We start from the raw sequence: 19,670 nt of genomic DNA, 5'->3' as shown, positions 1-19,670 counted from the left end.
GAGCTTGATGTTGTAGTAAATATAATAAATAATAGACCTCGCAAGTGTCTTGGATATAAAACACCTGCAGAGGTCTTTGCTGCAACATAAACATAAAATGTTGCACTTATATTGACAATCTATCATTTATATTTTGATTTATTTGATTTATTTTTATTTAACTTATTTGATTGATCTATTAGATTGAGTTAGCTCTTCTTCTATATCCACGTCTACACTTTTACCGAAAATTTGAATTCCAATAAATACTGCAGCTAATGCCACTGGAAGAACTATATAAACAGGCATTCCTAATCCTGCTGGAATATATCCAAATAATATAGTTATAGAACCTACAAATAGAGAATAAGGTATTTGTGTTCTAACATGGTCTATATGGTTGCATCCTGCACCCATTGAAGATAATATTGTTGTATCTGATATTGGTGAGCAGTGATCTCCAAATATTGCTCCTGTTAAAACTGCACTTGTAGATACTATTACATAGCTCATATCAGGATTAATTGAGTATGCTAGTGGTATTGCAAGCGGCATAAGTATACCCATTGTCCCATAAGATGTTCCTGTTGCAAATGATATTATTGCACCTAAAACAAATATTATACTTGGTAGAGTAAATGCTGGTATTGAATCTGATAAGTAGTTTATTAAGAATTTAGCAGTTCCTAATTCTTTTATAACTGAACTTAATGACCATGCACATATCAATATTACACAAGTTATAAGTAAAGTTTTCATTCCATCTACCCATATTTCTATACCTTGACTTATTGTAAACATTTTTTTACTTGCTCCCATAATCATAGCAACTATTCCCGCAAATAATGCTGATTGGAATAATGCCACTGATGCATCTGAATTACTAAATGCTTCTCTTATAGCTTCAAATGAAAATGGTGCATTTTTCATTATTTCGATTGATACATTATTATCTCCAGCCATTATAGTAGTATAACCACTATAATAGAAAGCAATTAATGCACCTACTATTAATGTTCCTATTGGTATTATAGCACTCCATATATTTGGTACAACACCTTCTAAAGGTTCTAAATCATCGTGTTCTTGCGATATTTTTTTGTTTAATTCATTTCCATCAGCAAGACTTTTTCCACCACGTCTCGCTTCTAATTCACATTTTCTCATTGGACCGAACTCTTTTAATAAGCATGATGTTATAACGATAAATGCTAATATTAATATATTGTAAAATCTAAATGGTATTGTATTTAAAAATACGCCAAATGCGTTTTCATTTACACCAATTGAATTAAAAGCGTCTCCTATAAGTCCAACTTCTAGTCCTATCCAAGTTGAAATTATTGCAAGTCCTGCCACTGGAGCAGCAGTTGCATCTATTATAAATGCTAATCTCTCTCTTGAGATTTTCATTTTATCAGTTACAGGTCTCATCATAGGCCCTATTATTAGTGAATTTGCATAGTCATCAAAGAATACTAAAAGACCTGCAAACCAAGTTATAAGCTGTGCTGACTTTGCAGTTTTTGCTTTTTTGGATAATGCTTCAGCTATTGCCTTTGCTCCACCCATTTTACTTACTAGGTTTATAACTCCACCTATTGCTAAAACTTGTAATATTATTCCTGCATGCCAAGGATCTGCAAGAGAGTCTACTGCTCTACTTACTAAATCTAAAAATGCATGTATTATTGTATAAAAAATATTGATTCCTGCGAAATTTAGAATGAATCCACCAGACATAATTCCTATAGCTAAAGATATAACTACGTTTTTTGTTGCAAATGCAAGTATTATTGCTACTAGTGGTGGTATTAATGTTAACGCCCCATATTTATCTGCATTGACCTGGTCAATATCTACTTCTTCGGCAAATGCCATTACAGTAGACATCATGAATATCATTATCGATATTAATGCTACTTTTGATGTTTTGTTTTTCATTTTCTCCTCCTAATATTATGAATATCAGAAAGGTACACTAAAAATGTTGATTTTCTAATCAACAAGATTTGCTACTTTATATGCTAAAAGATAAGTTTTGATAGCTCTCCACATTTAGTGACAGTGATATATATATTTTATATACCCCCAGTTATATAGGCTTAAAGTATCACCTATATACTTCGGCAACATACCCTTTCAAGATAAGTCATCGTACTTCCCTCGTTATCTTTACTCTTATATATTGCACCTCTACCTTACTATACATATTCATGTTGTATTATTTTCTCTATTATATATTAATTATTTCCTAAATTCAACCATATTTTTAATTTTTTTAAATAAAAGTTGTATTTTTATTTAATTAGAATTTTAATATTTTATATTTTAAATATATTTTTTATCTTTAATATATTATCTACACTTTTTAAAGTAATATTACATTTACGTTTTATTTAGAATAATTACTAAATATGATTTAAAGTATACTCTCCTGTGCTACAATTTAATAAATCAAATTAATTAGAAAGAAGGTATATTTTATGTTAATTTTTATAGGGATATTATTTACTTTATTAATACTTGTATTTAGTGTATTAAATAATATATTCCTTGGATTCGGACTTAGTATATCTCTTTTATTTTTTACATTTGTCGCTTTAAAAAGAGGATACTCACTAAAAAAAATAGGAATGCTTTATTGGGTTGAGGCTAAAAAATCACTAGATATAATAATTATATTGATTTTAATAGGTATGCTTATAAGCTCATGGTTAAGCTCCGGTGTAATTTCTAGTATTATTTACTACGCTTTAAAATATATAAATCCTAATTTATTTATATTGTGCGCGTTTTTGATTACGAGTTTAGTATCTATGCTTATTGGAACTTCTTTTGGAACAGTAAGCGCTGTAGGAATACCCCTTGTTATAATAGGAAAAGCAGCTGGAATTAACTTAGGTCTATTAGGTGGGGCAATTTTTTCTGGGGCATATTTTGGAGATAGAACTTCTCCCCTGTCATCAAGTTTACTTTTGCTTTGTAATTTGACTAATTTAAAATTATTTGATTATGTAAAAAAACTAGTAATTGATAATATTATTCCTTTTATTTTGTGCATAGTATTTTACCTCGTATTTTCACTTAAATACCCACTTACATCTATAGATAATCGCCTTAGTATAGAATTATATAATTACTACAATGTATCTATCTTATTATTATTGCCAGCTATCGTACTATTTTTACTTTCTATATTTAAAGTCAAAATAACTCACTCTCTACCAATAAGCATATTATGTGCTTTTATATTAGATATATTAATCCAAAATACAAGTGTTTATAACTTTTTAAATTGTCTTATTTTCGGCTATACAAATAATTCTGATGTATTAAAAAATATAATTCAAGGTGGAGGTATAATCTCCATGTTAAAAACATGTTATATAATTATAATTTCTTGCTGTATTTCAGGATTTTTCAGCGGACTCAATATATTTGATAGCTTTAAAGAAAAATTAAAAGAAAAAAACTTATCCCAATCATCTATCTTTTTAGTAACAGTAATTCTTGGAATAATAAACGCCGCTGTAGGTTGTAGCCAAACTATAGCTATTATATTGACACTCGATATTGTCAAAGATTTATATAAAGATCAGCCAAATGATGAATTGGCACTCGATATTTCAAACTCAGCAATATTAACTCCTGCACTAATTCCTTGGTGTATAGCTGCTCTTGTGCCTTCTTCACTACTTAAAATAAATATCTACAGCTATATTCCATTTGCATTTTATCTTTATATAGTCCCTATAATTCACTTTATTAGAAAAAAATTTAATCTTTTTAAATCTGAAAATAAAGATTTAAATAAAGAAAGTATTTAAAATTAAGTTTTTATTTACCTAAAAATCATTGGAAAAATTTTGATACAAATTAAAGGATTTTTTATATTTATGTCGAAAGTATTACTATTAAAATATAAATTTATATTGTATTCATATTAAAAATATTTTAAATCCATAGGAGGACAACAATTTAATGTTATTAATTTACAACGAAAGAACAAATCCCTACTTTAATTTAGCAATGGAAGAATACTTCTTAAAAAATACAAATGAAGATTTATTTTTACTTTGGAGAAATGAATCAGCAATTGTAGTTGGAAAAAACCAAAATACTTTATCTGAAATAAATTACGAATACATAAAAGAACACGACATAAAAGTAGTTAGAAGACAATCAGGTGGAGGAGCAGTTTTTCATGATTTAGGAAATTTATGCTTTACATTTATAGCTTGTAACAACAATAGCTTTAGTGATTTTAAACGCTTTACTATGCCTATTGTAGAAGCTTTAAAAGGACTTGGAATAAATGCAGAATTCTCTGGACGTAATGACTTATTAATAGACGGACAAAAGTTCTCAGGAAACGCTCAATACAACTATCAAAATAAAGTTATGCACCACGGTACTTTATTATTCTCTTCAGAAATAAACGACGTATCTGCTGCACTTAAAGTAAAACCTATAAAATTTGAAGGTAAATCTGTTAAATCTGTAAAATCTAGAGTAACTAATATAAGTGAACATTTAAAACAACCTATGACAGTTTTAGAATTTAAAGATTACTTAATGGATTTTGTAGCTAAAACAGACAAAGATAGTAAAATGTATACTATGACTGATGAAGACATAGCCTCTATAGAAAAATTAGTAGAAGAAAAATACAGTACTTGGGATTGGAACTATGGTAACTCACCAAAATTTGCTCTAAGCAATGAATTAAAATATGCTGGAGGAAATGTTGAGTTTAATTTAAATGTAGAAAAAGGAATTATAACTGATATTAAATTCTTTGGTGATTTCTTTGGAAAAGAAGATGTATCATTTATAGAAGAGAAATTAACTGGTGTTAAACACAATGAACAGTCTATAAGAGAAGCTTTAAAAGATGTAAATATAAATGACTACTTCTTAAATGCAAGTGTAGATGTATTAGTCGATGGTATAATTGGAGTTAAATAGTAAAAACAAAAAATTAATATAAAAAGGAGCTATGATTAATTTCATAACTCCTTTTTTATATTAAATATAAATTATTTTACTATAACTTTTTTGAATTTCTTTTTACCACGTTTTACAACTGCTCCGTCACCTTCTAATTCTTCTTTAGAAACTGTAGCTTGGATATCTGTTATTTTTTCACCATTTACAGAAACTCCACCTTGTTGTATATTACGTCTAGCTTCTGATCTTGTTGGTGCAAGGTCAGCTTTAACAAGTAAGCTTATTATATCTATTTTACCTTCTTCTAAATCATCTTCACTTAATTCAACAGTAGGCATATTTGCAGCATTTCCTTGGCTAAATAATGCTCTTGAACTTTCTTGAGCAGCTACTGCATCTTCTTCGCTGTGAACTAATTTAGTTAATTCGTATGCAAGTATTTCTTTAGCTTTATTAAGCTCGCTACCTTCCCAGTTTTCCATTGCTTTTATTTCTTCAAGTGGTAAGAAAGTAAGCATTTTTAAGCATTTTATAACGTCAGCATCTGATACGTTTCTCCAGTATTGGTAGAATTCAAATGGAGAAGTTTTATTAGGGTCTAGCCATACAGCACCTGATTGAGTTTTACCCATTTTCTTACCTTCAGAGTTAAGAAGAAGAGTTATAGTCATAGCGTATGCATTTTCTCCTAATTTACGTCTTATTAGGTCAGTTCCTGCAAGCATGTTTGACCATTGGTCGTTACCACCTAATTGCATTTGGCATCCGTATTTTTGGTATAATTGATAGAAATCGTAAGCTTGCATTATCATGTAGTTGAATTCTAAGAAAGTAAGCCCACCTTCTCTGTCCATTCTTTGTTTGTAACATTCAGCAGAAAGCATTCTGTTAACGCTAAAGCAAGAACCAACTTCTCTTAATACGTCTACATAATTTAAGTCAAGTAGCCAGTCAGCGTTGTTTACTAATACTGCTTTGTCATCTGAGAAATCTATAAATTTACTCATTTGTTTTTTGAAACACTCACAGTTATGGTTTATCATCTCTGGAGTCATCATTTGTCTCATATCACTTCTACCAGATGGATCACCTATCATTGTAGTTCCTCCACCTACTAGCGCTATAGGTCTGTTACCAGACATTTGTAATCTCTTCATTAAGCATAAAGCCATGAAGTGACCTACGTGTAGAGAATCAGCAGTAGCATCGAATCCTATATAGAATGTAGCTTTACCTGCATTTATTAATTCTTTTAATTCGTCTTCGTCAGTTACTTGTGCGATAAGTCCTCTTTCGACTAATTCTTCGTATACTGTCATTTTATTCACTCCTTTATTTAAAATTAAATATAATTTCATGTTTTAATAAATTTTTTAAAATATTTATTAAGTTTTAATTTAGTTAATATGAAAAATTTATTTTGTAAAATATAAAAGCCCTCGTCCTATCTAAAGGACGAGGGCATATCTCGCGTTACCACCTTTGTTTATAGATAATTCACATTATCTACCTCAGTGAGTTAAAAACTCTGCACTATAACGTGTGCACACGTCACTCCCTACTATATTTCAAAAGTGAAGCTCAAAGGTGTATTCATAATATCCCTAGCGCGCCTCTCATCAACCGGCTACTTTCTGTTTAAGTTATTATTATTACTATTCCTTATCTTAGCTTTTTATATTATTATTGACAAATTTTGATTTTATATACATATACATTATATTATATTCAAAGTCAAAATTTTTGTCAATAATTATATATTAATACTAAATATAAATATATTTTATCTATGTAATTATTTTATATTTTCTTTTATAGCTTTTGATAATTGGTCTGGACATGAAGTCATTTTGTTTCCACAAGTAGTTCCTTCTAATTTGTCTGCAACTTCTAATGCATTTTGTCCTATTAATAATTTAGCCATTCCTGAAAGATTTCCGTTACATCCTCCTACGAATTCAACGTCAGTTATTGTGTTATTTTCATCAACTGAGAAGTTCATTTCTCTACAGCATATTCCTGAAGTTTTAAAGTTTATTTCCATTATATACCTCCATTTTTTTAATTGTATATTCTATAATTATAAACAATATACAATACATATTTTTACTATTATTATATTATTTTTAGCTATATCTATTATCCATAAAAATGGCACAAATTGCAAGGGAAATAAGCAAAAAAAGGAGATAAATCACAAAAACTTTATCTCCTTTTTATAATAAATTGCAAAAATCTTTAAGCTAAATATTTTCTTATTTTCCTATAAGATGTCTGAAGAAATCAACTGGTCTGTATATTAATAATCTAGGACCACTGAACTTCATAACGTCTTTTACTTTTTCTTTCATGCTTTTTTTATAGCAGTGTATAGGACATTTTTGACAGTAAGTTTTTTCTTCACCGAATTTACACTTATCTAGTCTTTGTCTACTGTAATCTAATAATTCTTGACATTCTTCACATAAACCGTCTTTGTGTTTATGTTTTTTCTTACAGTATATATCTACCATTACACCTATTATCTTTTTTTCTCTCTCTATTCTAGTCATATCTATCTTCCATTTCCTCATAAATTCAATTTAAAGTAGGCCGTATGATAAATCACAGGCCTACTAAACTATAAAACTCTATCTAGTACTATATTTATTGTATACGTACAAGTTTTTTGTTTTCTAATCCGTATCTCTTATTGCATATTGCACTACTTGATTTTCTATGAGATACCATTACTATTGTTTTATCTTTACATTCATCATCTATACTTTTTAATATACTTGCCTCATTTAATGTATCTAAGTTACTTGTAGGCTCGTCTAGTATAAGTATGTCACTATTTCTTAAGAATGCTCTAGCCATAGACATTCTTTGTTTTTCACCTGATGATAAGTTTCCACCTAATTCTCCAACATTTGTTTCGTATCCTTGTGGAAGTTTCATTATAAACTCATGGATAGATGCTTTTTTAGCGGCCTCTACAACTTCTTCAAAGCTTGCATTTCTATCACCCATTTTGATGTTATTTAATATTGTATCGTTAAATAAGAATGTATCTTGACTCACTAGAGTTTGAGATTTTCTTAAAGTTTTTGTAGGTATATTTTTTAAGTTTTCATCACCTATTGAGATTTCACCTTTATTTACATTCCAGAATCTCATCATTAATTTAAGAAGTGTACTCTTACCAGATCCACTCTCACCTATTATAGCGACTTTTTCACCTTTTTTAATATCAAGTGATAAGTCTTTTAATATATTTTCTCTATTTTCATAATCAAAGCTTATATTATCTACTTTTATATCTTTTGAAGAAAGTTCTATTTCACCTTCTACATCTTCAACTACTGGCACTTCGTCTAATATATCAAATAGTCTTTGTGCACATGCAAATGTTTGAATTAAGTTGTTTGATAAGTTGCTTAGTGCAACAACTGGTCCAAATGAACTTGCAAGAGTTACTATTGCAACTAATCCTTGTCCTATTGTTATTTGACCTTGTTTATTTAACTCTATACTTACAAATAAGAATGTAAGTATTGCTATCATTATTACTATATCAGTGAAGGCTCTTATTATTCCCTCATGACCTTTTATTACACCCATTTTCTCGTGTAAGTTTTCACTATTTTCGTTTATAGCATTTTTTCTATCTTCACCTTTATCAAATAAAAGTATTTCTTTTATACCATTTAAACTTTCTAAGAAGTATGAGTTTGAATCTGCAAATGCAGCTCTATATTCAACCCCACCTTGTTTAGCAAATTTTGATGAGAATACTGGTATAAAGTATCCTACTATTAGATAAAATACTACTGATAATGCCCCAAATACTGGGTTTATACTAAATAATACGCATGCTATTATAATTGATGTAACTACACCTATAGCTATTGGTGCTACTGTATGAGCATAAAATACTTCTAATAATTCTATATCACTTGTTATTATAGATATTAAACTACCTTTTTCTTTTGATTCAAGTTTTGCTGGAGCTAATTTTCTTAACGCTTTAAAAACTTGATCTCTTAATATTGCAAGTATTGTAAAGGCTATAAAGTGTCCTGAATACTGCTCTATAAATCTAAGTATACCTCTAAGTATTGCACAAGCTATAACTATTTTTATAGCAGTAGAGGCACTCATACCTACATTAAATCCTAATATATCTGCTCCTGCAACCATACCAAATGATGTTATTGCAGTTGCAGCTAAAAATCCTAATATACCGAATGATATAGTTATCATCATTATTGGTGCTAGTGGTTTTAAGACTTTTATAAGTCTTAACATTATTTTAAATCCTGATTGTCTCTCTTTATTCATACTATATCACCTCGATTTCATCTGAAGTTTTTTCTAAGTTTTTACTTTCTAATTCGCTGTATATGTTTTCTAAATCATTTTGGTGATCTACTAAGTTTTTATATACTCCGCCTTTTAGCATAAGCTCGTTATGGTTTCCGCTTTCAGCTATTACTCCATTTTCTAACATGTAGATTGTATCTGCATTTTTAACGTTTAATAATCTGTGTGAAATTATTATAACTGTTTTATCTTTAGATATTTTTTCTATACTTTCCCAAATCTTCTCTTCACTTTCTACGTCTATATTTGAAGTAGCCTCGTCGAATATATAGATATCTGGGTTTTTGATTATTGTTCTAGCAAGACAAAGTCTTTGTTTTTGTCCACCAGAAAGTAAGTTTCCGCCTTCTCCAACTTTTGTATCTAATTTGTTTGTAAGGTTTTTAACGAAGCTATCTAAGTTTGCTTCTTTTAATACTGCATAGATTTCTTCATCTGTAGCATCTTTTTTACCCATTTTTATATTTTCTCTTATTGTTGTGTTGAATATATAAGCGTTGTGGTTTATAAATCCAACTTTTTTATTTAATACATCAAATGGTATGTCGTTTAAGTTAATTCCGTTAAATGTTATAGCACCTTTATCTACTTCGTCTATTTTAAGAAGTAAGCTAGTGATTGTACTTTTTCCCGAACCACTTTCTCCGACAAACGCAACAGTTTGTTTTTCTTTTATGTCTATATTTATATCTTCTAATATTGTTCTTTTCTTGTCGTAACTATAAGACACGTTTTCTAATTTTATGTCTATATTTTCAAGAGATTTCATTTGTTCTTCAGTTAAAGATGGTTTTTCTTCTACTTCTATATCAAGTAAGTCAAATATTCTATCACTTGCTGATATACCATTCATAGCAACGTGGAATAGTGAACCTAAAAGTCTCATCGGTAAGAAGAATTCTGCACTTAAAAGTATTATAATTAAAAGCCCACCAGGAGTTATTATCCCATTTCTAAATTGGCTTATAGCTATTAATATACCTATTGCTGAACCACCGTAAGCAACTAAATCCATTATTGTTATTGAATTTAACTGCATTAATAAAACTCTCATTGTTATTTTTCTGAAGTTTTCTGCATCTTCATTCATCTCTTTATTTTTTTCTTCATCTAAGTCAAATATTTTTAAAGTAGTAAGACCTTGAAGATTTTCTAAGAATGAATCACCTAAATTAGTATATACACCCCAGTATTTGCTTAATAATTTTTTAGCTATTTTCATAACTGCCATTATTGTAAGCGGTATTAAAGGTACACATATTAATAATACTAATGCTACTTTAAAGCTTATAAATGATACTACTACAAATAATGTAAGTGGAGCTAATGCACTGTAGAATAATTGTGGTAAAAATCTACCAAAGTATATTTCTAACGCCTCAACACCATCAACACCTATTTGTACTACTGATGATGTAGATATAAATTTATTGTAATTTACACCTATATTTAATAATTTTTCATATATTTTTTCTCTTAATATTTTTTTAACTTCACTTGATGAGTTAAGTGAGAATCTTGTTGAATAATAATTTGCTAAGAATCTTATTACTAAAAGTGATCCTATATAAAGACCATCTCTTAAGTAATTTATTTCTAATTCTGATTTTATTAAACTATCTATTGTATTTCCTATAAATAGGATAACTAATATGTTACATATAATTGATATCCAGTTCATTAGAACTGTCATAGCAATCCATTTTTTAGAACTATTGCATAGTTCTAATAATCTCTTTTTAAACATTTTACACCTCTTCGATTTTTATCGTCTTCATTTTTGTAAAGAATACAACTTTTGTAACCCACATAACTACAATAACTACTCTCATTATTGGGCTTTTAATAGTTATAAACATAAATAGTAAAAGTAATGATACTGGTATAGTAAGCATTAATTTACCTTTTAAAGTCATTCCACCTTTTTCGTGGAAGTTTCTAACGTATTTATCGTAAATTTTTGTATTCATGAATTTTTCGCTTAATTTTTCACTACTACTTATATAACAGTAAGATGTTAAAAGTAATAGTGGTGTTGTAGGAATTAAAGGTAAAAATATTCCTATTATTCCTATTGCTAATGAAATCGTTCCAAGAGCTATAAGCCCTATTTTTTTTAGAGATAACATATCTCTCCCCCTAATTTGAAATATTTGGAAATTACCTATTTAGTAAAACAAGAATGCCTATATAAGCATCCTTGTTTAAAATATTTTATATTAATATTAGATGAGATTATATAAATTATAATCTAACAAATTTGCTTAGGTATAAAGTATACCTCTTCATCTTGTTTATGTATATATCCTGTTACGTTATATACATCTTTTATAGTATCTTCATCTAGAACTTCTTGTGATCTACCTTGCTTTATTAATTTCCCATTTTTCATAATTACGATATTATGACTATAGTTTATAGCTTGGTTTAAATCATGTAAAACCATTATTATCGTAATATTGTACTTTTCGTTTAGAGTTTTTACTACTTCTAGTATCTCTATTTGATGGTAAATATCAAGATAAGTTGTAGGCTCATCAAGAAGTAATACGCCTGTATTTTGTGCAAGCGACATTGCTATAAATGCTCTTTGCTTTTGTCCACCCGATAAATTAACTACTTTTTTATCTTGTATTTCTTCTATACCTGTGGCTTTTAAGGCAAAGTCTATCATTCTTTTATTTTCTTCTTTATCTTCTTTTTTAACATTTGGATATATAGTTCTACCAAATGCAACTAAGTCTCTAACAGTTATATCATCTGGTGCTTCATTTTCTTGATACACACATGATATATATTTTGCAATTTCTTTTTGTTTTAACTTGCCTAAGTCTTTATCTCCTAAATATATTTTTCCAGACTTAGGTTTTAAGTAAGTAGATATCATATGTAAAAGTGTACTTTTTCCACTTCCATTTGGTCCAAGGATAGTGGTAACTTCTCCACTTTTAAATTCTAATGATAAATCTTTTATAAATTCTTGTTTTTTATTATAAGAAAAACTTATATTTTCTAACTTAACCATTATCTTTTGCTCCTTCTAAGTATATAAATAAAGAATGGACCACCTATTAAACACATTGTTACCCCTACTGGTATCTCGTAAGGTCTAAATATATTTCTAGATATTGTGTCTGCTACAAGAAGTAAAAATCCTCCCATAACATAACTAAATGGTATTAAGAATTTATGACTAGATCCTATTAAGAATCTACATATATGTGGTATTACAAGTCCGACAAATGATATAACACCACCAACTCCTGTAGATATACTTGTTAAAAATACTGCTACAAAAGTTATTAATACTCTAACTTTATTTACATTTAACCCTAAACTTTGAGCTGTTTTATCGCCAAGACCCATAAGGTCACAGCATTTTATAACTGATAAGCATAATACAAGCCCTGCTACTGTATAACAAGCTAATATTCTAAAATCTGCCCAAGTTACATTTACTAAACTTCCTAAAAGCCAAGTTTGTATAGTTGAAACTCCTGAACTATTAAATACTGTCATCATTGATGATAATGCATTTAAGATTGAGTTTACACATACACCGGCTAAAATTATTCTAACTGGTGAGAATCCCTTGTCTTCTCCTATTAAATATACAAGACAAGCAGCTACTATACCACCTATAAAAGCTAATATAAGTTTGTATTTTATAAATTGTGAAAATAACACCATTACAGCTATTGATGCTAAACTAGCTCCTGATGATATACCGATTATACCAGGATCAGCTAGTGGATTTTTCATAGTAGTTTGTAAAAGTGCACCTGCTACTGCAAGATTTCCACCGATTAAAACAGCACTTAGAACTCTCGGCATTCTAAGGTCTTTAATAATTAAAAAGTTGTTACTTTGTCTATTTAAGAACATTCCCTCAAGTAATTCTTTGATTGAAATGTCTAAACTACCTATTCTTAAAGATATTAATATTGTAATCAATAAAATAAAAACTGTACCAAGTATCATGCATATTTTTTTAGAACTACTTAAAGTATGTGTTTCTATTCTACTCATATAATATATCTCCTAATTTTTCTACAGCCTCAACTATTTGTAAGTTTGCACTCATACCGAAATAACCATTTTCTAAATAAGTTATATCGTTATTTTTAACTGCATTTACATTTTGCCATAGTTCTTTACTTAACTCATCTGATACTGCTTTTTTTGCAACTTCTGGATCAGCATGAGTCATAACTAGTATTTTATCTGGATTTAATTTTATTATCTCTTCTAAGTTAAGTGTTGTAAATGAAGTTGCTGCATTTGAGAATATATTTTGTCCTCCTGCTAATTCAACTAAATTTCCTACATAACTTTTATCTGTTGCAACCATTACACTTCCTGGTGCCCCAAATAATACTAAGATTTTATCATCCGATTTTTTATTAGAATTAACTTTTTCTTCTACTTTGTTTATTTCATCTAGTATTTCATTTGCTTTATCTTGTTTTCCGAATTTTTCTCCTAAAGCTGTTACAGTTTCTTTTAATCCATCAACTGTGCTTAAGTTGTAAAAATCAGCGTCTATGTTATTTTCTTTAAATTGTTTTTCATAATCACTTCCTAGTGTATCTACGCATATTACACTTGTAGGATTTAATGATTTTATTATTTCCATATCTGGACTCATTGGACTTCCAACTTCTGTTGCACCTTTTGCGCTTTCTGGAAGGTCGTAATTAGTTTTTGGAACACCGCTAACTGCTACATCTAATCTATCAAGTATTTGAGTTATTGCAACAGATGTTGCTACAACTACATCTCCTTTATTAGCTGAATTATTTTCTGAACTAGCGCTATCTGTATTACTGCTTGAACATCCAACTACAGAAAAAGTAACCATTAAAATAGATATTAAACTTAAAATCTTTTTCAACTTCTCGTCCTCATTTCCTATATCACAATACTGTCTTTTTTAATTTTCTTTAATTGTCATTTATATAAATTTAAATAATTTTCAAATCCATATTTTGGCTTTTTTATCTTTATGATATTTAATTTATCCTTATTTGCCAAAATTTAAGAGAAATTACTCCATAATTTCTCCTTTAATAATAAGTCTTTTTTTACCACCATTTGTACAAGTAACTAGAGTTATCTCTTTTTTACTCATATCTTGGGTAAGTACTGAAGTATTTTCAGCCTCTGTATCAAATTTTTCTGTTATCTTATACTTAAATATGCCCTTTGTAGTTTCAATTTCTATTTCATCGTTTATTTTTACTTTGTGTAGTTCGTTAAATACTTGGTTATACAAATAACTACTATGTCCTGCAACAGAGAAATTGCCCTCTTCTCCTGGCATAGCAGTTCCTTCAAAGTGACATGCATAATATTTTAGATACTTATTATCTGTGCCCTCTACGATTACTGTTTCCAAACCTACTGAATTAACCCTCATAATTGCGATTTCTTCTCCAGGTTCATAAGTTTGTTTTACTTCAGCTTGTTTTATTTCTTGTTTGAACTTATCTATACTGTTGTTTTCAACATATTTTGAATAATACCTTAATCCTTGCGGGATTATTATCATTAATAATCCCACAATGATTAAAAATATACTTAATTTTTTTCGCATCTATTTTTTCTTCTTATTAAATACTACTATTCCTGCAACAACTGCTACTACAGCTACTGCTCCTGCTATTATTACAGGTGTAGAAGATTTAGATTCTTTAGCTTCGTCTTGAGTTTTTTCAGCATCATTATTTGATTCTTCATTCTCAGTATTTGTAGCTTCAACTTCTTCTTCTTCTACTTCGTATTTTTCAACAAGTTCTAAAGTATCGAAATTAGGTATTATATCAAATTCAACGTCTCTTCCCATAGCGTCAACATATATTTGAGTTTGGATCTTTGAATCTAATGAATCAACGTTAAATTTTAATTTAACAGTTGAAGCACCTTCTTCAACAGTTTCTACATTTTCTACAGGTTTACCATCTACTGTAAATCTGTGATTGTTCATGTATTCAGTTCCACTAAATCCTATTATGTAGTTGTAAGTTCCGTCACCTACTACTTCAAGTTGCATAGTCTCATCTAAATAAGTTCTCGCCATTGTCATTCCAATTTCTTGTTCATGATAAACGTCGTTTTGTATGTTGTATAATCCTGGTTCTATATCTTCATTTCCTGCAGCAAATGCTACATTAGTTAAACAAAGTATAGTCAAACATATAGTAAATAAATGCTTTAAAATTTTCATGCTTAAGTCCTACTTTCTTTTTCTTCTTCCTATAAATGCACCTAATGCAGTTATTAAACTACCACCAGCTAACATTGATTCTGCGTTTATTACGCTACCTGTTTGTGGTAAGCTACTTCCTGATCCATCTATATCTTTTACAAATGTATAAGTGCTTTCTAATAATTGAACACCGAATTCAACTGATCTGCTCATTGGTATTATGTATGCACTTACTTTTATATCATCTTTTAATGAGCTTATTTTAAATCTGTAGCTTTTGCTAGTTGAAGAAGATGCAGTTACTTGATGGCTTACTAATGAACCATTTACATAGAATTTATGGTTGTTCATTAAGTTTGTACCTGTGAATGTAAGTGTTAAGTAAAGTTGTCCATCTATATCTTCTACTTTAGAAGTTTGGTTTAAATATTTTCTAGCCATTTCTCTACCAGTTTCGTTTTGGTGAACTACTTTATTTTGTATAGTATAAAGTTTACCTTTTGTAGCAGTATCTCCAACTACTGTATCATTTGAACCAGAGTTTGAATCATTTGATCCTCCACCTGTGTTTCCGCCACCTGGTATAGTACCTTGGTTGTTGTTTTCTGGTAATTGACCTTCTTGGTTAGCACTTACAAATTTTAATGTAGATTCGTTTAATTTAACATCGAAATCAACTGTTTTGCTCATTGCATCTACATATGTACTTATGTTAAGTTTTGTTGATAAACTTGGTATTTCAACTTTTATTCTTATAGTATCATTTCCAACGTTTGTTTTTGTATAGCTTAAAGTTTTTGAGTTAGCTTTTATAACTATATTTTTCATTAAACTACTTTGTCCTATTTCTAATGTTAAGTAGTATTTTCCATCTTTTATTTCAACGTTACTAGTTTCGTTTAAGATTCCTCTAACCATTGAATATCCTACTGGATTGTCTAATATAACAACATTTTTTACTTGATAATGACCATTTTTATATGTTCCATTTGATGAGTTGTTGTCATTTTTATCTGATGTAGATCCGTTTGAATTGTTTCCGTTGTTGTTTCCATTGTTTCCGTTATCTACATTGTCATTTTTATCATCTTTGTCTTCTTCTTTGTCGTCTTTATCTTCTTTGTTATCTTTATCTTCTTCAGGTTTTTGCTCTGGTTGTTGTTCTGGTTGTTGTGGTTTTTGAGTTGGACTAGTAACTGTATCGTCTTTGTCCTCAGTTGAACCTGTTGATATTTTAGCATCTACTCTAGCAGTAGCATTTACTATAAAGTTACCAAATGGATTTATTTGGAATTTTATTCTTATATCATCATTTAAAGAAGATATTTCGAAAGTAATAGTTCTAACTTTAGTTGATTCATTTAATTCATTTTCGTATTTTATTTCTTGACCATTTATAGTAGGTACTACAGATTTCATTAAATCTCCAGATCCTAATTCTAAAACCATATATCTTTTTCCGTTTTCTACTTTTAAGTAGCTGTCTTGTAGGTAACTATTTGCAGAAGATGCTTCATCTGAATTATCTTTTTTGAAAGTTGTATCTAAGTCTATTCTTTGTTGACTTGCTACAACAGCACTTTGTGCGTTAGTTAGTTCAGCTGCATATGAACTACTTATGCTCCCCCCAAATATTGTTAAAATTGCTAATGCAGCCATAGCTGTTTTCACTTTTTTGTTTTTAAATATCATTGTACTCCTCACTTTCAATTTTTTCTGATATAAGAGTAACACAATTTGATAATCAATGTCAATTAGAAATAACTATGTTTTTCAATAAAATTTTTCAAACCATTTAATTTCGTCCTTTTTCTAATTATTTTTAGTATTTTTTCAATTCTTTTTAATCCAATATTTGTTGAAATAATAAATCTATTAGACTATAATTTATATATAGAACAATAATTTATAGACTAAAAAAAAGTTTTTATCAGGGGGGATTTAGTCATGAAATTTGGCGATAGAATTTTATATGATAATGGTAGTGAAAGTTCTTTAGGTGTATATTTAAAAGAAATAAGCACTCATGAAGCGCTCGTTAGACTAGATGATGATTCAATAAAAAAAGTTTTACCTAAAGAAAAACTTATATTTGTAAAAAACATGGACAACATGGATTTAGCACAAGCTTTAATAGTTGCCGACTATATAGCTAAGGAAAAATATGATGGGCATTACACTTTATTTGGATTTTCAACTGGTTATAGATTTTGTTTTGGAACATTAGACAAAGTTTCTTATCATACTACACATTTAATGCCTCTTGGTAAGACTATTGAAGAAGCTATTAAAAAAGCTATCGACGGTAAAGTAGATGTCGATTTAATTTTAGATAAAGAAGATAAAATGATGAGATAGATGTTGATACTTTTCAATTATATATATCTCTCTAGTTTACAAAACTTGTATTAATTTTAAATTAGTACAAGTTTTTTCTATGTATACTTGTTATTTTTGGAATAGTTTGTAAACTTTCAGAATAATTATTATTAAGAATTATACTAACTCTTTATAATTAGTCTGGGGGGATTTAATATGAATAATGTGTCTGCAAATCTAAAAATATATTTTGAAGAGCCAAAGTGGATTTGTGAGTATTTTAGAAAAACAGGTGATGAAGTTGAAATATGTAAATTGTTTTTTGATTTTGAACCTGTTTCTAGTGATATTTACAAATATTTTGTAAAAAATTTTAATAACTTAACTTTCAAAAAAAGTAAATTTGATATAGACAAATCAATATTAATTTAGATTTTTTAATAATATAAAATAAAAAATTCGCTTCGCTCATGGCGCCAACAAATCGGAGATTCCGTTGCTTAAAATTCGCTTCGCTCATGGCGCCAACGAATCGGAGATTCCGTTGCTTAAGTTAATAGGTTGGAAATTATACATTATCCATAAACCAGATAATATATAATTTCCTTAGAATAAAAAAAGGCGTGAATTATTGTTCACGTCTTTTTATTTTGAATCAAATAAAACTTTAGTCTATATTTGATTATATAATTTAATCTATATCATATAACCAGCATGTATCTTTTTCTAGTTTTTTAGTAAAAATTCTGCCGTAATCTTTTTCGTATTTTGCCTCATGAAATTTAAATATCATTTCATCTCCTAATTTACCAACGACTTCTATTTTGCCACTTTCACAAGAAAAACAATATTTAAAACATTTACCCTGTCCATTTTGCATAGCTTTTGCACCTTCAATTATCTCATAGCCCCTTTCAAATGGAACTTGAAATTGTCCTTTTACTCCCTTTACTGGTCTACATTGAAATATATAATAAGGTACTACACCGATTGATGTAAGTTTTTTTAATAATGATCCTAAAACATGAGAATCGTCATTTACTCCTTTTAAGAGTACAGTTTGGTTTTTGACAACTATACCTATTTTTTGAAGCATTTTTATTGCTTTTTTAGATTCTTCTGTTACTTCATTTGGATGATTAAACTGCGTAACTATATAGATTTGTTTTTTCTTTGAATATTTTTTTAATATTTCTAATAATTGCAAATCTTCAGATATTCTCTGCGGCATAACGACTGGTATTCTGGTACCAAATCTTATAAAATCTAAATTATCTATGGATGTAAACAATTTTAATAAATACTCTATTTTTGTATTAGAATTTACAAGAGAGTCCCCTCCAGAAATGAGTACATTTGAGATTTCTTTATGCTCTTTTATATATTGAGCCATTTCTTCAAAATGTTTAGCTATTTCTTCATCAGATAATCCCACTAATCTTTTTCTAAAACAATGTCTACAGTACATAGCGCATTGATTTGTGGATAAAATCATAACTGTTTCATTATATTTATGTTGCATTCCTGTAATTACAGTGTTGTCTCCTTCCCCACTAGTATCAAATGTCCCTTCTAAGTCCTTTTCAAACTCAGATGGTATTGCCATTTTTCTTATAGGGTCATTTTTATCTTCTTTATTAATAAGTGACAAATAATATGCTGGTATAGATATTGGAAACTTTTCTGCTATTTCCATTATATTTTTTTGTTCACTTGGGCTTAAATCTAAGAGTACAAATAAATCATTTAATCTATTTATATTTTTCTCTAGTATTGCTGGACAACTCATAAATATCACCCCTATTTTAGTTTTATAATTATATTATACCAAAATCTAACAACTTTT

Annotated in this window: 18 protein-coding genes, 1 riboswitch and 1 other annotated feature; of the genes, 4 read left to right on the top strand and 14 right to left on the bottom strand. The window is 28.8% G+C overall.

What is annotated here, in order from left to right; all coding sequences use genetic code 11:
* Positions 1–162 precede the first annotated feature (162 nt).
* Entirely contained in the window at positions 163–1,923 is a 1,761-nt protein-coding gene (locus tag ABCM86_RS06255) for a Na+/H+ antiporter NhaC family protein (RefSeq protein ID WP_343003692.1), read from the bottom strand.
* A gap of 93 nt (positions 1,924–2,016) precedes the next feature.
* Positions 2,017–2,186: riboswitch (Lysine riboswitch) on the bottom strand.
* A gap of 279 nt (positions 2,187–2,465) precedes the next feature.
* Here ABCM86_RS06255 and ABCM86_RS06250 point away from each other — a divergent pair.
* Together ABCM86_RS06250 and ABCM86_RS06245 are read left to right on the top strand one after the other, a co-directional pair.
* Positions 2,466–3,809: a Na+/H+ antiporter NhaC family protein gene (locus ABCM86_RS06250; protein ID WP_195931901.1), complete on the top strand. Its 1,344-nt coding sequence runs from the start codon at positions 2,466–2,468 to the stop codon at positions 3,807–3,809.
* Positions 3,810–3,963: 154 nt separating this feature from the next.
* Complete coding sequence (locus ABCM86_RS06245) at positions 3,964–4,950, top strand: lipoate--protein ligase (protein WP_195930689.1); 987 nt, start codon at positions 3,964–3,966, stop codon at positions 4,948–4,950.
* A gap of 71 nt (positions 4,951–5,021) precedes the next feature.
* Here ABCM86_RS06245 and tyrS read toward each other — a convergent pair whose 3' ends face one another.
* The 12 genes from tyrS to ABCM86_RS06185 all read right to left on the bottom strand — a co-directional run bounded on the left by tyrS (position 5,022) and on the right by ABCM86_RS06185 (position 17,197).
* The gene (gene tyrS / locus ABCM86_RS06240; protein ID WP_295575247.1) at positions 5,022–6,251 is read right to left on the bottom strand and encodes a tyrosine--tRNA ligase; all 1,230 of its coding nucleotides are present in this window, start codon (positions 6,249–6,251) and stop codon (positions 5,022–5,024) included.
* A 129-nt stretch (positions 6,252–6,380) separates the two neighbouring features.
* Positions 6,381–6,610, bottom strand: a binding site (T-box leader).
* 117 nt (positions 6,611–6,727) lie between these two features.
* A complete protein-coding gene (locus ABCM86_RS06235) occupies positions 6,728–6,976 on the bottom strand; it encodes a TIGR03905 family TSCPD domain-containing protein (protein ID WP_022071090.1) in 249 nt (82 codons plus the stop codon).
* 211 nt (positions 6,977–7,187) lie between these two features.
* Positions 7,188–7,484, bottom strand: a complete 297-nt coding sequence (locus ABCM86_RS06230; protein WP_172790283.1) for a nitrous oxide-stimulated promoter family protein — start codon at positions 7,482–7,484, stop codon at positions 7,188–7,190.
* A 94-nt stretch (positions 7,485–7,578) separates the two neighbouring features.
* Complete coding sequence (locus ABCM86_RS06225; protein WP_195930691.1) at positions 7,579–9,255, bottom strand: ABC transporter ATP-binding protein; 1,677 nt, start codon at positions 9,253–9,255, stop codon at positions 7,579–7,581.
* A gap of 1 nt (position 9,256) precedes the next feature.
* The gene (locus ABCM86_RS06220; RefSeq protein ID WP_343003691.1) at positions 9,257–11,044 is read right to left on the bottom strand and encodes an ABC transporter ATP-binding protein/permease; all 1,788 of its coding nucleotides are present in this window, start codon (positions 11,042–11,044) and stop codon (positions 9,257–9,259) included.
* 1 nt (position 11,045) lies between these two features.
* Positions 11,046–11,426 (bottom strand): YbaN family protein, encoded by a 381-nt coding sequence (locus tag ABCM86_RS06215; RefSeq protein WP_195930694.1) that lies wholly within the window; start codon positions 11,424–11,426, stop codon positions 11,046–11,048.
* Between the two features lie 122 nt (positions 11,427–11,548).
* Entirely contained in the window at positions 11,549–12,322 is a 774-nt protein-coding gene (locus ABCM86_RS06210) for an ABC transporter ATP-binding protein (RefSeq protein WP_343003690.1), read from the bottom strand.
* On the bottom strand, positions 12,322–13,326 hold the full coding sequence (locus tag ABCM86_RS06205) for an iron ABC transporter permease (protein WP_195930697.1): 1,005 nt from the start codon (positions 13,324–13,326) through the stop codon (positions 12,322–12,324). Before ABCM86_RS06205 ends, ABCM86_RS06210 begins: the two co-directional genes overlap by 1 nt.
* Positions 13,319–14,191 carry a heme ABC transporter substrate-binding protein IsdE gene (gene isdE / locus ABCM86_RS06200; protein WP_243269581.1) on the bottom strand — a complete coding sequence of 291 codons (873 nt, stop codon included), beginning with the start codon at positions 14,189–14,191 and terminating at the stop codon, positions 13,319–13,321. The genes ABCM86_RS06205 and isdE overlap by 8 nt, the downstream gene beginning before the upstream one ends.
* A 153-nt stretch (positions 14,192–14,344) precedes the next feature.
* Positions 14,345–14,848 (bottom strand): class D sortase, encoded by a 504-nt coding sequence (locus tag ABCM86_RS06195; protein ID WP_243269582.1) that lies wholly within the window; start codon positions 14,846–14,848, stop codon positions 14,345–14,347.
* Between the two features lie 45 nt (positions 14,849–14,893).
* Complete coding sequence (locus ABCM86_RS06190; RefSeq protein WP_343003689.1) at positions 14,894–15,523, bottom strand: NEAT domain-containing protein; 630 nt, start codon at positions 15,521–15,523, stop codon at positions 14,894–14,896.
* A gap of 9 nt (positions 15,524–15,532) precedes the next feature.
* Positions 15,533–17,197, bottom strand: coding sequence for an NEAT domain-containing protein (locus ABCM86_RS06185; RefSeq protein WP_343003688.1), 1,665 nt, complete (start codon positions 17,195–17,197; stop codon positions 15,533–15,535).
* 255 nt (positions 17,198–17,452) lie between these two features.
* Between ABCM86_RS06185 and ABCM86_RS06180 the strand changes: the two genes are divergently transcribed.
* Positions 17,453–17,863, top strand: a complete 411-nt coding sequence (locus ABCM86_RS06180) for a hypothetical protein (protein WP_195930704.1) — start codon at positions 17,453–17,455, stop codon at positions 17,861–17,863.
* 177 nt (positions 17,864–18,040) lie between these two features.
* The gene (locus tag ABCM86_RS06175; RefSeq protein WP_195930706.1) at positions 18,041–18,256 is read left to right on the top strand and encodes a DUF2992 family protein; all 216 of its coding nucleotides are present in this window, start codon (positions 18,041–18,043) and stop codon (positions 18,254–18,256) included.
* A gap of 259 nt (positions 18,257–18,515) precedes the next feature.
* Here the strand turns inward: ABCM86_RS06175 and ABCM86_RS06170 are convergent, their stop codons facing one another.
* Positions 18,516–19,613, bottom strand: a complete 1,098-nt coding sequence (locus tag ABCM86_RS06170; protein WP_295732670.1) for a KamA family radical SAM protein — start codon at positions 19,611–19,613, stop codon at positions 18,516–18,518.
* Positions 19,614–19,670 lie beyond the last annotated feature (57 nt).

This window comes from Clostridium sp. 2218st1_F5_2218SCRN_220325 (assembly GCF_039062665.1).
Taxonomy (GTDB): domain Bacteria; phylum Bacillota; class Clostridia; order Peptostreptococcales; family Peptostreptococcaceae; genus Intestinibacter.
This window is presented reverse-complemented; position numbering and strand designations above follow the sequence as displayed.